Source organism: Pandoraea oxalativorans (assembly GCF_000972785.3).
In the GTDB taxonomy this organism is placed as follows: domain Bacteria; phylum Pseudomonadota; class Gammaproteobacteria; order Burkholderiales; family Burkholderiaceae; genus Pandoraea; species Pandoraea oxalativorans.
In genome coordinates this window covers 110029-123752 of the sequence record NZ_CP011253.3, presented here as the reverse complement: position 1 = coordinate 123752, position 13724 = coordinate 110029, and the positions used below count along the sequence as shown (strand labels likewise).

The 13724-nt window shown below is 64.8% G+C and carries 9 protein-coding genes and 1 pseudogene; 5 read left to right on the top strand and 5 right to left on the bottom strand.

Annotated elements, in window-relative coordinates:
• Positions 1 to 14: 14 nt before the first annotated feature.
• A complete protein-coding gene (locus MB84_RS00520; protein ID WP_046290339.1) occupies positions 15 to 1025 on the top strand; it encodes a D-2-hydroxyacid dehydrogenase family protein in 1011 nt (336 codons plus the stop codon).
• Positions 1026 to 1091: 66 nt separating this feature from the next.
• On the opposite strand, the gene MB84_RS00515 is transcribed toward MB84_RS00520, so the two are convergent.
• The 3 genes from MB84_RS00515 to MB84_RS00505 form a co-directional block, all read right to left on the bottom strand.
• Positions 1092 to 1943 (bottom strand): patatin-like phospholipase family protein, encoded by an 852-nt coding sequence (locus tag MB84_RS00515; protein ID WP_046290338.1) that lies wholly within the window; start codon positions 1941 to 1943, stop codon positions 1092 to 1094.
• Between the two features lie 56 nt (positions 1944 to 1999).
• Positions 2000 to 2401, bottom strand: coding sequence for a PaaI family thioesterase (locus tag MB84_RS00510; RefSeq protein ID WP_046290337.1), 402 nt, complete (start codon positions 2399 to 2401; stop codon positions 2000 to 2002).
• Positions 2402 to 2553: 152 nt separating this feature from the next.
• Positions 2554 to 3141 carry a hypothetical protein gene (locus MB84_RS00505; RefSeq protein ID WP_046290336.1) on the bottom strand — a complete coding sequence of 196 codons (588 nt, stop codon included), beginning with the start codon at positions 3139 to 3141 and terminating at the stop codon, positions 2554 to 2556.
• A 379-nt stretch (positions 3142 to 3520) separates the two neighbouring features.
• On the opposite strand from MB84_RS00505, the gene MB84_RS00500 reads away from it, so the two are divergent.
• Positions 3521 to 3928, top strand: coding sequence for a DoxX family protein (locus MB84_RS00500; RefSeq protein WP_046290335.1), 408 nt, complete (start codon positions 3521 to 3523; stop codon positions 3926 to 3928).
• 271 nt (positions 3929 to 4199) lie between these two features.
• Entirely contained in the window at positions 4200 to 4769 is a 570-nt protein-coding gene (locus tag MB84_RS00495; RefSeq protein WP_046290334.1) for a Spy/CpxP family protein refolding chaperone, read from the top strand.
• A 96-nt stretch (positions 4770 to 4865) separates the two neighbouring features.
• Here MB84_RS00495 and MB84_RS00490 read toward each other — a convergent pair whose 3' ends face one another.
• Both MB84_RS00490 and MB84_RS00485 read right to left on the bottom strand, forming a co-directional pair.
• Positions 4866 to 5552, bottom strand: a complete 687-nt coding sequence (locus tag MB84_RS00490) for a Fe2+-dependent dioxygenase (protein ID WP_046290333.1) — start codon at positions 5550 to 5552, stop codon at positions 4866 to 4868.
• Positions 5553 to 5712: 160 nt separating this feature from the next.
• Positions 5713 to 7967 (bottom strand): annotated as a pseudogene (locus tag MB84_RS00485) (TonB-dependent receptor).
• A 734-nt stretch (positions 7968 to 8701) separates the two neighbouring features.
• Between MB84_RS00485 and MB84_RS00480 the strand changes: the two are divergent.
• On the top strand, positions 8702 to 9667 hold the full coding sequence (locus MB84_RS00480) for an aliphatic sulfonate ABC transporter substrate-binding protein (RefSeq protein ID WP_052652814.1): 966 nt from the start codon (positions 8702 to 8704) through the stop codon (positions 9665 to 9667).
• Between the two features lie 259 nt (positions 9668 to 9926).
• On the top strand, positions 9927 to 13697 hold the full coding sequence (locus MB84_RS00475) for an AfsR/SARP family transcriptional regulator (protein WP_046290332.1): 3771 nt from the start codon (positions 9927 to 9929) through the stop codon (positions 13695 to 13697).
• The last annotated feature ends 27 nt before the right edge of the window (positions 13698 to 13724 follow it).

The following is a 13724-nucleotide window of genomic DNA, read 5'->3' as shown; positions in this document are numbered from 1 at the left end:
GATTACGCTTTGCCATGAAAATTGCCATTCTCGACGACTACCAGGACGCCGTCCGCAAGCTCGATTCCTTCTCCCTTCTGGCCGGCCATGACGTCAAGGTCTTCAACAACACGGTAAAAGGCGTCGGGCAGCTTGCGGCCCGGGTCGGAGAAGCCGAGGTGCTCGTTCTGATTCGCGAGCGTACCGCCATCACGGCGCAACTCATCGACAAGCTGCCTCGCCTGCGTGTCATCAGTCAGACCGGTCGCGCCGGCAATCACATCGACGTCGACGCCTGCACCGCACGCGGCGTGGCCGTGCTCGAGGGCGTCGGTTCCCCTATCGCACCCGCCGAACTCACCTGGGCGCTGATCATGGCTGCCCAACGCCGCATTCCCCAGTACGTGTCCAGCCTCAAGCATGGCGCTTGGCAGCAGTCGGGCCTGAAGTCCTCGAGCATGCCGCCGAATTTCGGAATGGGTCAGGTGCTGCGCGGCCAGACGCTCGGCCTGTGGGGCTACGGCAAGATCGGTCGCCTCGTCGCCGGTTACGGCAAGGCGTTCGGGATGGAAGTGATGGTGTGGGGACGCGAAGGGTCGCGTGAAGCGGCGGCCGCCGACGGTCTGCGTGTGGCGAACAGCAAGGAAGAGCTCTTCACGCAAAGCGATGTGCTCTCGCTTCACCTGCGTCTGAACGACGAGACGCGTCATGTCGTGAAACTGGAAGACCTCTTGCAGATGAAGCCGACGGCGTTGTTCGTGAACACGAGCCGCGCCGAACTGGTGGAAGAGAACGCCCTCATCACCGCGCTGAACCGCGCACGCCCCGGCATGGCCGCCATCGACGTCTTCGAGAGCGAGCCAATTCTGCAAGGCAATCCGCTGCTGCGTCTGGAGAACTGCGTGTGCACGCCGCACATCGGCTACGTCGAGCGCGAGAGCTACGAGTTGTACTTCCGCGTCGCGTTCGAGAATATCGTCAACTTCCTGAACGGCGATCGTTCGCACGTCGCGAATCCGGCAGCTCTGCTCGGCTTCGGACGTTAACCCGCTGCGCCCCGCGACATCGTTGCAGCGCCGACGCAACATCGGCGCGCCACCCGGCTGACCGGCTCACCGTTGCATCGACGCGAGATGCCGCAGGAAGGTCTCACCGTCCTTGCGGCCGAGCGCGAATGCCGGCGCCATGTTCTCGGGGCGCGTGTAATCCCAGCTTGAAATCGGCACCGGCTCGGACGGCTGCACGTACAGCCGGTCCTGCCCGCCGTGATGCTGCGTAAAGATTTGCGGACGCGGATAGCGCCGCGTCACCATCACCAGCACTTGCCCGGGCGTGACATCGAGTGCATCGACGGGGACGTTATCGACCATGCCCCCATCGAGTACCGCCCGCCCGCCACGTCGCAGAATCGGCGTAAACGGCGGCGTGCACGACGATTGCAGCATCAGATCCGCCAGTTCCTCCGTGGTGCGGCAGTCCTGCGCCCGCACGAATTCCGGACGGAAACCGAGGCTGCGGGCGAGCGTCGGATGCAGCGTGCGCCGCCAGTGCTTGTCGATGTTGTACGCCACGAGTCCGGCTGCCGTCGCACTGCGCGGTCCCAGCCAGCGAGGGATGTGCGACACGCCCACGCGAATCTCCGGTCCGGCGGCAAGCTTGTCGAGTTGACCGTCGTAAATGTCGAGCAATGCCTGACGATAGATGCGGTAATGCGGGAACACCCGCTCGCGTCGCAGCAGGTTGCCCCAATAGGCGTTCTTGCGATTGCCCGCGAGCGCCTGCCGGTAGTAATCCATCACCCAGTCCGACGCTCGCATATGCAGCATGCACGCCGTGGCCGCACCGGCCGAAATGCCGGTGATGACACGCGGGCGCAGCGGCACGTCGCGCGAGACGCGCTCCCAGAATCCGGCCTGCCACCAGCAGCGGTTGCCGCCACCGGCAAAGACGATCTGATCGAACATCGGGGTCTCCTCTGAGGCAGCCTCACAACGTCATTGCCGATGCCGCCGTCAATGCGTCACAGCATCGCGTAGGTCGTCGTTGCGTGCACGGCCATCTTGCCGGACGCGTCGAAAATCTCGATCTCGCCGAACACCAGATTCTTGCCACGACGCAGAATCCGCGCGATCACACGCAGATCGCCGTCCGTGACGGGGCGCATGAACTGCGTGTTGAGCGTCACCGTCGTCATCGGCTGGAAGCCACCGAGCGCGGCGGACAACGCCACGACCATCGCGGTATCGGCCACCGCCATGAACACCTGTCCGCAGATCACGCCGCCACCGTGCTTGAACGCGGCATCGAACGGCAACCGTAGCTCGCTTTCGTCGGGGCCGACGGCTTCGATTTGCAGATTCAGTTGCCGCACCCACGGCGAGACGAGTTCTTCGAGCATCTTTTGCGCTTGCACCAGCTCCATCCTGTCCATCCTCCATCGTCATGCTTGTTTTCGTGACGCCGATGATAGCCCCAAAACAAACGCGCCACCCGGTAAGGGGTGGCGCGTAGAGCAGACACTCGGGATCGCTCGGAAGCCTTCGGGACGACTGAGCGACGTCCGATGCAAAGCGCTTAGCCGTTCGTCTTGTCCTGATGAATACGCTGGCTCTGATGGTTCTCGCGGCGTTGAACGCCGGACTGCTCACCCGCGCTTACGTGACCGTTCCCGGCCACGTGCGCCTCGGCGGCATCGACATGCGCCTGGCCCTTCTCGAGGCTGCCGACCTGCTTGTTATTCAACGTCCCGGCCGCTTGTCCCTGGGCGATGCGCTTCTCCTGATTGACGTTACGCTGCACGTCCGACTGCAAGCGCTCGGACGACTTCGACGTCGGATTCGCCACCCGGTCGTTGTGCTTGAGCTGATCGATCTTCGCGCTTTCCTTGTTCTGCGCGCTGGCGATGCGTGCCTTCTGCGCGGCAGTGTCGCCCGTGCGATCGGAATGCGCCTGCATCTTGTCGATCTTCGCTTCGCCCTTCTCCAGACCCGACGCTTCCCTGGTCGTCAACTGACCGCTCTTCAGGCCGTTCTCGATGCGTTGCTGCTGATTGATGTCGCGCGCCGTTTCGGTCGCGGTGCCCTGGGCGAACGCCTGTGAGGCGAACAAGCCACCGAAAGCCACGGTCACAGCGCTCAGAATCAGAGTTTTACGGACGTTCATGATGGAATCCTTATGCCTTGAGGCGTTTTGCTTCGTCGCAGACTCGACGGGGGGAGCGCGCCTGCCGGCGGAATTGCCGGCGATTTGCTGCGTCCTTGACCGTAATAACGAAGCGCGAAGGCCACCCGCCGACAGCCGTCGTGTAACGCGGCAGACCGAAAAGTAACGGCGTGTAATCGCGCTGACGGGGCCGTCTTTCACTATGTCCATGAAATCGTTGGGACACCCGCAGACAGCGCCGTAACGTTTTGATACAGTGGTGCCCATTTGGTCGGCACGCCCTACCTGTCCCGACGTTGCAGACATCGAAGGGGGCGTGCCACTCCGTTGTCTGTCAGCCCCCTTACGCGAACAAGCGAGTCAAGAAGGAGCCTTCACCATGCAGAGCACCAGAGACGATCTCGGCAAACTGATCTTGCGCCTCACCCTCGGCATCCTGCTGCTGTTTCACGGCGTCAGCAAAGTCATCAACGGCGTCGGTTTTATCGAGGGCATGATCACATCGCACGGTCTGCCAGCGTTTCTCGCCTATGGCGCATATCTGGGTGAAGTCCTTGCCCCGGTCCTGCTGATTCTCGGCGTGCTCACCCGCCTGGGCGGTCTGCTCGTGGTGGGCAACATGCTCGTCGCCTTCTCGCTGGTGCATCTGAGCCAACTGGGCGATCTGGCGAAGACTGGCGGCTGGGCGCTGGAATTGCAGGGCTTCTATCTGTTCACGGGCCTGTGCGTGATCCTCTTCGGCGCTGGCCGTTACAGCGTGTCGGGCGGTCGCGGCGCCTGGGACTGATTGCGCAAGGCGCTCAACGGCGCCAAACGGAACGAAAGGTACGAAAGCTCGCCCAACGGGGAAGCGGACGACGCGCGACAGGTCACGCATTTCGTCAGCACGGCCCGCCCTTGCCCACCCGGCAACGGCGGGCCGAGTCGTTTCGGAATGTTGCAAACGCGGGCGCTGGTAACGCTGAGTAATACAGCGGTTGCACTTTGCAACTTGTTAGGTTCACTGATGACTTACTCTGAAGCTGCCAATTCCGGCAGTATCAAAAGGAGTCAACACCATGCGCAAACTGAAGATCGCCGCCGCGTCGGCCATCGTTGCCGCCACCGCGATGTTCGGCCTCGCCCATGCCGCGGACACCCCTGCGCCGGCCACCGGACCGCACGCCGCCATGCATCACATGCGCGGCGACCACGGCCCCTGGGGGCTGGGTAACATCGGCAAGCTGCACGACCAACTGAAGCTCAACGCGCAACAGGAACAGGCCTGGCAGCAAGCGGTGGCCACGTCGAAGCAGAATCGCGACGCCATGCGTAAGAACGGCGAGCAATTCCGTCAGATGATCGGTCAGGCGAAGGACCAGCAGGTGCTCGATCTGGCCGGCATGCGTGCCGCCCGCGAAAAGGTGTTCGATCAGAACCGCCAGCTTCGCAGCCAGACCGAAGATGCGTGGCTTAACGTGTACAACGGCTTGAACAACGACCAGAAGGTGCTTGTAAGCAATGCCGTCAAGGCACGCTGGGCGAAGATGAAGGCCTGGCATGACAAGGCGAGGGAGCATCGAGGCCAGCAGCACAAGGGAGCCCCGGCTCCGGCGCCGACCCCGGCGCCTGCCGGTCAGGCACAATAAGCGCGAGGCCAGCGCCGCCGGGCGCGAACGCCCGGCATGTTGTGAAGCGCCCGATCCCGCAAGAAGGGATCGGGCGTTTTTTATGTCGGTTTGCGCTCAGGCCTCGCTCCAGATCCGCAGCAGGTTGTGATAACAGCCCACGAGCGTACGACGCGCCGTCTCGTCCGCATCCGTCGTGTTCAGACGCTGAATGGCGTTATCCATGTCGAAGAGCAGCGTGCGCTGCGTGTCGTCGCGCACGAGACTCTGCACCCAGAAGAAGCACCCCACGCGCACACCGCGCGTAATCGGATTGACCCGGTGCAGGCTGGTCGCCGGATACAGCACCAGGTCCCCCGCAGCGAGCTTCACCTGATGCGTGCCGTACTGATCTTCGATGACGAGTTCGCCGCCGTCGTATTCGTCCGGCGACGCGAGAAACAGCGTCGCGGAGATGTCGGTCCGGATACGCATGCCGCTGCCCGGTTGCAGACGGATCGCGCCGTCCACGTGGTTGCCGAAGTGCATGCCTTCGCCGTAGCGGTTGAACATCGGCGCGTAGACCTTGTTCGGCAGCGCGGCGCTGATGAACAGAGGGTTGCGCTCCAGCGCCGCCAGGATCATGTCGCCGAGTTCGTGCGCGATGGGCGAGCGCTCGTCGATCTGCTGGTTCTGTTTGACGGGTGCGCCCTGATAACCGGCCGTGGCGAGACCATCGACCCAGGCGTCGCCTGCGTTGTCGAGCCGGGTACGAACCCAACGCACCTGATCGTCGGAGAGGACATTCGGTATTCGGAGCTGCATGGGCGGCGTCCTTCGAAGAAAGCACAAGGCGCGAAACCGGCCAGTGATGCCGGTTCGCGCCTTGTATTGTGCGTCATTTTGTGGGGCGCAGGACGACGTGAGAACGGGGTGAGAACGGCGCTCAAGCCCCCTCAGCCCTCCCAGGCAACGAGCGGAAGCCTTAGAAGCGGTAGGTCCCGGTGAGCAGCACCGTGCGTCCGATCCCCGGCGTCGCGCGTCCACCGTCCGACTGAATCAACCCGTCCCAATACGTCTTGTTGAACACGTTGAGCAGGTTGAAGCGAATGTCGTACTTCGGCTGATGGTAAGCCACGGTGGCGTCCCAACGCGTGTAGCCGCCCACCCGAATCAGGTTGGTGTTCGCCGCGTAGCGCATCGACATGTAGTTCATGCCGCCGCCCACCTCCCAGTGACCGAGCGTGTACGTCGACCACAGCGTGAGCGAATGACGCGGCGTATTCGCCAGCACGTTGCCTTGCGTGCCGTCGTTGGCCTGCACGACCTGCGAGTTCAGGAACATATAGCCGCCCATCACTTGCCAGTTCGACGTGATGTGGCCCGTCGCGCTCACTTCCGCGCCGCGAATGCGCACCTTGCCTGCGTTGCTGTATTCGCCGGTCGTGCCGGTTTGCGTGCGTGCGTTGTTCTTCGTGACCTGGAACAGCGCCGTGTTAATCGCGAGGTTGTCGTCGAACAGATTCCACTTGCTGCCGACTTCGAACGACTCGTTCGTCTCCGGCTGTAATGCCTGCGTGTTGTTGGTGACCGTCAGGGTCTCAAGCGACGGATTGAACGACGTGCCGTACGAGAAGTAATACGACTGCGCTTCGCTCGGCTGGTAAATCACCCCCGTGCGCACGCTCGTGTAATTGACCGTCTGCGTCGCATAACCCGGTGCGCTGACCGTGTTCGAGAGCTGCGCCTTGTAGCGATCCCAGCGAAGACCGCCGATGATCTTCCACTGCTTGTTCAGTTCGATGGTGTCGTTCGCGTAGAACGCCACCGTCTCCGCCGAGCCTTGCGCGAGATTGCCGGTCGACGTCGTGACGTTCGGCAGGCTGGCGAGGTACGCCGTGCTGCTGGCCGGAATCCACCCCAGGAAGCCCGACGACTGCCCCGCCCCCGTGCGCAGATACGTCTGATTCTCGTACGTGTCACGGCCCAGTTCCGCACCGGCGATCAGCGTGTGTTTGATCGGTCCCGTGTCGAACTTCTTCACTACGTCGGTCTGGTTGAACAGCGCCGTGTCCGTGATCTGACGGTCGTGGCTTTGCAGCTGGACGGAGAGCTGATCGAGCGAGTACGACGGCAGCCCCGGCGTCGGTCCGGTCGGCAGCGCGGTACCCCCCCCCCCTTGCCGTTGGGGATGCCCACCGCGTGTGCCGATGTCTCGATCGCATCGATCGAATAGCGGCTGTAGTTTGTCTGGTTCGTGATCTTCAGGCTGTCGTCGACCTTGTGCTCGACCTTGGCCGTGACACTCACCACGTCCTGCACCGTGCGGTCGGTGGTCAGCCCGTAGAACTGGTTCTTCGAGATCGGCAGCGGATTGCCGTTAAAGCCGACGGTGCCGTAATCCGCCATGTCGCGGTTGTGCTGGACCAGCGCGGAAAGTGTGATTTCCGTGGGCGTGCCGATACCGAGCTTGAGCGTCGGCGCGACGCCCCAGTCCTGGTTGTACAGCACGTCGCGCGTGGTATGGATGTCCTGACCGAAGCCGTTGATACGGAAGGCGGCTGTGTCCGAGAGCGGATGATTGAAGTCGAACGAGCCGCGATACCGGTCGTTCGTCCCGATCGTGCCCGACACTTCGTTCAACGGCTTGAGGTCCGCCTGCTTGCTCACCTGATTGATGACGCCCCCGGTCGATCCGCGTCCGAAGAGCATCGACGACGGGCCTTCGAGCACTTCGATGGCGTCCAGATCGAACGTGTCGCGATAGTACTGACCCCGGTCGCGGAAGCCGTCGAGGTAGATGTCCGTACGCGCGTTGAAGCCGCGCAGATTGATGTTGTTGCCGATCTGACCGCCCTCCGCGCCGCCCAGCGTGATCGCAGGGGAGTTGCGCAACGCGTCGGCGAACGACGTCGCGCCCTGCGCCTGCATGACCGCCTTGTCGATGACCGTGACCGTTTGCGGAATATCGCGGATCGCCGTCGGCACCTTGCCACCGACCGTCGACATGTCGCGCATGTACTCGTCGCGAATCGAGGTGCCGGAGACCTCTGTGCGCGGCAGTGCCGCCGCGGGTGCGGAGGCAGCAGGTGCAGCGAGTGTGGCCGCCGGGGGGACAGTATGGGTGACAGGTGCGTCCGGTGCGGTGCTTTGCGCCATCGCATTCGGGGCGTAGGTGACGGCGAGCGGCGTGGCGAAGATCGCCATCATCGCCAGCGCCAGCGGCTTGCGTTGCATCATGGTGATTGGAAGTACGACGGAACGAGTGAGTACGAATGCGTACAAATGCGTGCTTGACGGCACGACGTCACAGGAGTGATCTGGGGCGCGAATATAAATAAGAATGATTTTCATTACAAGACGCACCCACAGCGGCAACTCACTGAAATCACGCGTTTTTCCGTAATAATTCGTAATATTTGCGCACTAGTTCGGTGCGAGCATCCGGTAAGGCGATGAAAGCATTCGGATTGCTTCGTCGACCTGCAATCGCTTTTGTCCACTTCGAACGTACGGAACACAGAGTTTTCACTAAGGGCGAAGACGCAACGCATGCGAGGCTTCCACGCAATTCGCGGGCGTGGCGGGCATCGGGGCAGTTTCACCTGACGATCTCGTCGCGTTCAGGGCTGATCTGATGGGGGGTTTTCGTGCGACGTCCGGCGGGAAACGCGCGGCCTATATGGATATGACGGCGGCCACGCTAAGCAAAGCCGAATCGCTTGTTGGCGTACGCGCGATGCGTCGCGATACAAGTGAGGACGGCGCAGCGCGCCGCATCTTGCGCTATCGCCCTGCCCGTCGTTCATGTTCACGTTCACGGCGCTCCCGCTCACCGCCCTCACCTTGCACCGCTCATGACTCGCCAGCCTGACTCCGCTCACCTTGCCGCCGCCATCGACAACACCGACACCGTCCCTGTCTCCTCGCGCCCTCCCGCGCGTCGACGATTCCTTCAGCGCGCGGGCACCGCGATGCTCGCGGGCGGTGCGCTCAACGCGCTCGGCATTGCGGGGGCGGCCGGGGTGCTGACGCGCAGCGGCGAGGCGCGCGCGGCCAACGCTCCGCTTGCCCTGCGCATCGGTTATCAGAAATCGTCGACGCTCATCGTGCTCGCCAAGGCGCGCGGCACGCTGGCGCAAGCGCTGGCCCCGCACAATGTCACGCTGACGTGGCACGAATTCACGAGCGGATTGCCACTGCTCGAAGCGCTCAACGTGGGCAGCATCGACTTCTCGGCAGACGTCGCGGACACGGTGCCGGTGTTTGCCCAGGCGGCCGGCGCGCGCATTGCCTATGTCGCGCGCGAGACCCCGTCGCCGGACGCCGAGGCGATTCTCGTCGCCCAGAACTCACCCATCAAAACGCTCTCGGATCTGAAGGGAAAGCGCATCGCCGTGACGAAGGGCGCGGGCGTGCACTATCTGCTCATCGCCGCATTGCAAAGCGTTGGTCTGCGAATCAACGACGTGCAGCCCGCCTACCTCACCCCGGCGGATGGCCGTGCGGCGTTCGCCAGCGGCAATGTCGACGCCTGGGTGACGTGGGATCCGTTCCTCGCGAGCGTCGAGCGTCAGGACAAGGTGCGCACCCTGACCACGGCACGCGGACTGGCGGGCTATCAGCGCTACTACCTCGCCACGCCCGCCTTCGCGCGCGATCACGACGCCGTGCTGCGCGACGTCTATCGCACGTTGCGCGAGACCGGTCAGTGGGTACGCACCAACCCGCGCGAGGCGGCGGCCCAGTTGTCCCCTGTGTGGGGGCTCGACGTCGCCACCGTGGAGGCCGCCAACAAGCGCCGCAGCTACGACGTGCAGCCGGTCGTGCGCGAGGCAGTCGCCGAGCAGCAGCGCATTGCCGACGTCTTCACGCAGGCAGGGCTGCTGCCCAAGCGCATCGACGCCGCCGACGCAACCATCTGGCAAGCCCCCGCTTGAAGGTTGCGGCCACTGGCACATCCTCATGGCGCGCGCATGACACTGCGGGGATTCATGAGCGATTCTTTAAGGTATTTCCGACGGATTTAAGACACCTGTTTATACTTCGGTATGTAATACCTAAAGCATTCGGCCGGAGCCCCCCCGGAACGGCCTTGGCATCTCGTTGGCATGCCGACGGGATGACATCATGAAATTCGCAATACCGGCGCATGCCCTCGCGGCCCCGCCGGTTTTGCTTATTTGCCGTCCAAGGACAATGCAAGCCAACAGATCGCTCTACCTGCTCGGACCGATGCGGGTCGAACAAGGCAAACAGGCCTGCGCCGTGAAGTACACGAAAGCGCGCGGCCTGCTCGCCTATCTCGCCCTGCAACCGGGCTATCACACCCGCGGCGCGCTGGCCGATCGGCCGGACGAAGACGGCCAGGGCGGACGCGACAAGCTCAAGCGCATGCTGTTCCATCTGCGCGACACCCTCGGCGACGAACTCTTCGAATCCGATCGTCAGGTCGTGCGTCTGCGTCCGGAAACCGGGCTGTGGATCGACGCGCATGTCTTCGCGAGCATGATCGAGCAGGCGAACCGCACGCTCGACACCGTCACCGGGCTCGATCTTGCGGCGCACCTTCAGCATCTGGCGGACGCCGTCGCGCTCTATCAGGGGCCGTTCCTTCACGGCCTCTCGGTGCGCGACACGCCCGATCTCGAACAGTGGATCGAACTGCAACGCGACGAATATCAGCGTCGCCGTGTTTTCGGCGAACGTCTGCTTGCGGACGGTTACGCCCGTCTGGGCGATCTCGATCAGGCGCTGGCACACGCGCGTCAGCTCGTGGCGCTGGCCCCCTTCGACGAAACCGGCTGGCATTGTCGGATCGCGCTGCTGCTGCGCGCCGGCCGTCGCGACGAAGCCGAGACGGAATACCGCCGTCTGTGCGACATCCTCCACGAAGAACTCGGCGAGTTGCCCGGCGACGCGCTGACGCAACTGCTCGAGACGCCGCCCGCCCGCATGGAGCAGCGCGCGACTGGCCCCGAGCGTCGTCAGATCACCGTCGTCGCGATCGAACTCGCGCCCAACGGCGTGGACGATCCCGACCAGCTCGTCGCGATGATGCGCCCGCCCCTCGTGCAGTGCGAAACGATCCTGCGCCAGTCGTGGGGCTACACGTTGCGCACCCCGACCGGCGGCCTGCTCGGCTACTTCGGTTATCCCACGGCACTGGAAGGTGCGGGACGTCATGCCGTCGAAGCCGCCATGCGCTGCGTGCAGGCGAGCACCGTACGCGTGGGCATCGGCGCGGGCGTTCATACCGGTCTCGTGATCAGTTCGGCGGCCGACGACAGCCCCGACACGGGCGGTCGCGTGTCGCGCTCGGCCACGCAACTCGCCGACATGGCGCTGCCCGGCGAAGTCGTGATCTGCGACGCCACGCAGCGTCTCATCGGCGTCGCCATCGCCACGACGGAGCACGGCAGCGTGCGCGAGCGTCACGGCAATCGCGAGATCCCGGTCTTTCGCGTCAACCCGGACCCCACGCCCGAGCGTCGTTCGCGCCGCCGCGCTGCCACGCTTTTCGGGCGCGACGCCGCACTGGCCGAGCTCGCCGCCGCTCACGCGGCCATGCGCGACGCCAGCACCGGCCACGGCGTGCTGGCGCTGGTCATCGGCGAAGCGGGCATCGGCAAGACGGCACTCGTGCGTCACTTCGTCGAGACGGGCGGTCTGCGCTCGATCGATCTCGCCTGCGCGCAGGACGGCGCAGGCACACCGTTCCATCCGATCGCGCGCTGGCTGCGCGCCCAGTCGACGATCGAGGCCTCGCAGTTGCCGCAACCCGCACTGCTCGCCCTGAGGCGCCTGCGCGCGCTGTTCGACATGCATGCCGACGGCAACGTACCGCATGCGTGGAAGCAGGCCGTGCTCAACGAAGCGCCCACGCTGCTCGCCGCGCTGTTGCCGGACGGCGGCGTGATCACGCTCGACGACGCACACTGGGCCGACCCGCCGACGCAGGAGTTGCTCGCCGTGATGGCGGAGAATGCGCCGGGCGGACGTTTGCTGATCGTTGGTGCGCGCCCCGAGTTCGAGTTGCCCTGGCGGCATACCGTCGGACTTCGCCGCATCGATCTCGCCCCGCTCGACGCCGGGGCCGCGGCTTCCATCGTGCGGGCCGCCACGCCGCGCGTCGCCCTACCTGCCGCGATGCGCGAGCGCATCGTGCACCTGGCCGAAGGCGTGCCGCTGTTCCTTCAGGAACTGGCACGCGCGACGGCCGCACAGCAAGGCGGACGCAACGCGGCGAACGCCATGCCGATGCCCGCGAGCCTTCAGGAACTGATGATGGCGCGCATCGACGCGGCGGGCAGCGCCAAGCCCGTGGCGCACTTCGCGTCGTGCCTCGGACATGAGTTCCACGCGGAATTGCTGGCCGCCGCGAGCGGCCGTTCGATGGCGCTCGTCGAGCGCGCGCTGGACACGCTCGTCGCCTGCGCGCTCGTGCAGCGACAGGATCTCGGACGCTACGTTTTCCGTCACGCACTGCTGCATAAAGCCGCGTACGACGCACAGCCGCAAGAGCGCCGACAAGACCCGCACCGCCGCATTGCGCTGGCGATGCGCGATCACGCTGCCGTTCAAACCGAGCCCGAAGTGCTGGCGTGGCACTTCCGTCAGGCCGACGAACCCGACGCCGCCATAGAGCACTACCGCCTCGCCGGCGAGTACGCGACCGGCCGTCAGGCATTTCGTGAGGCGTGCGCCCACTATCAGAGCGCGCTCGACGTACTGCGTCAGACCGGCACCAGCGCACAGACCGCGCCGCGTGAACTGCAACTGCGCATGGCGATGGGCGTGCCGCTCGTCTCTCTGCACGGTTACGGCTCCGAGCCTGCGCGTCACAACTTCGAGACGGCACTGGCGCTGGCACAGCCAATGGGCGACGACATCGCCCTCTTCCCCGTGTACTGGGGACTGTGGCTCGGCTCCAGCTCGTGGAGCGACTTCGAGCGCAGCACCGACCTGGCGCGCAAGCTCATCCTGATTGCCGAGCAAGCCGGTGCCTCACCGCTGCTCGCGCACGCGTACTACGCGCTGGGCAACAGCCTGTGCTGCCAGGGCGACTTCGGCGGCGCCATCACGGCGCTGGAAACAGGCCTGGCGCACTACCGTCCCGAACAGGCCGACACCGGCCTCGGAGAAGACGCGCGCATCACGGGCCTCTCGTTCCTCTCCTGGGCTTACTGGTTCATGGGGCGTCACGACGCTTCGCTCGCCGCGAGCGAGGAAGCGCTGGCGATGGGACGTCAGCAGGGCCGCCGTTACTCGTTCGCCTTTGCGCTGGTGTTCGCGGCGATGCTGCGCCGCCTGCGCCGCGAAGTCGCGCCCGCCGAGGCACTGGCGAGCGAGGCGACCGAAGTGGCGTCCGAGACCGGCGTAGCCCTCTGGGCACTCGCCGGGCAGACGATTCGCGGCTGGGCGCTTGCCTCGCGCGGCGATGTGAATGGGCTGGAGCGCATTACCGACAGCGTCGGCCGACTCAGCGAGATCATGGGCGGCGTCGAAGGGATGTTCTTCGGTCTGCTCGTCGAAGCCTGCGCGGGCACCGGCGATATCGCACTCGGTTTGCATGCGGCGGAGCGCGGTGCACGCTTGTCGGCGCGTCGCAGCGACGGGCACTGGCAAGCGGAGTTCCTGCGTCAGAAGGGGGACTTCCTGCGTGCGGGACATCACGCCGACGACGCGATCCGTCCGTGGCTCGAACACGCGTTGCAAATCGCGCGGGCACAAGCATCGCCCATGCTGACCCTGCGCGCCGCACATAGTCTGTTGCGTCTGGGCGGCGGCAACGCACCGGACACGCTGAGCGACGCGGAATGCATGGCCGTGCTGCGCGACGCGCTCGATGCCCTGCAAGGCGGCGAGACGCTGGCGGACGTACAGGAAGCGCGCGCCACGCTGGCGGAGGTCGCCGCACGTCATACCGGCAAAACCGGAACGGCGAGTCCTGCCCGCTACGGCAGTTGATGCGGGCGGGCGTCGCCGTGTGTGACG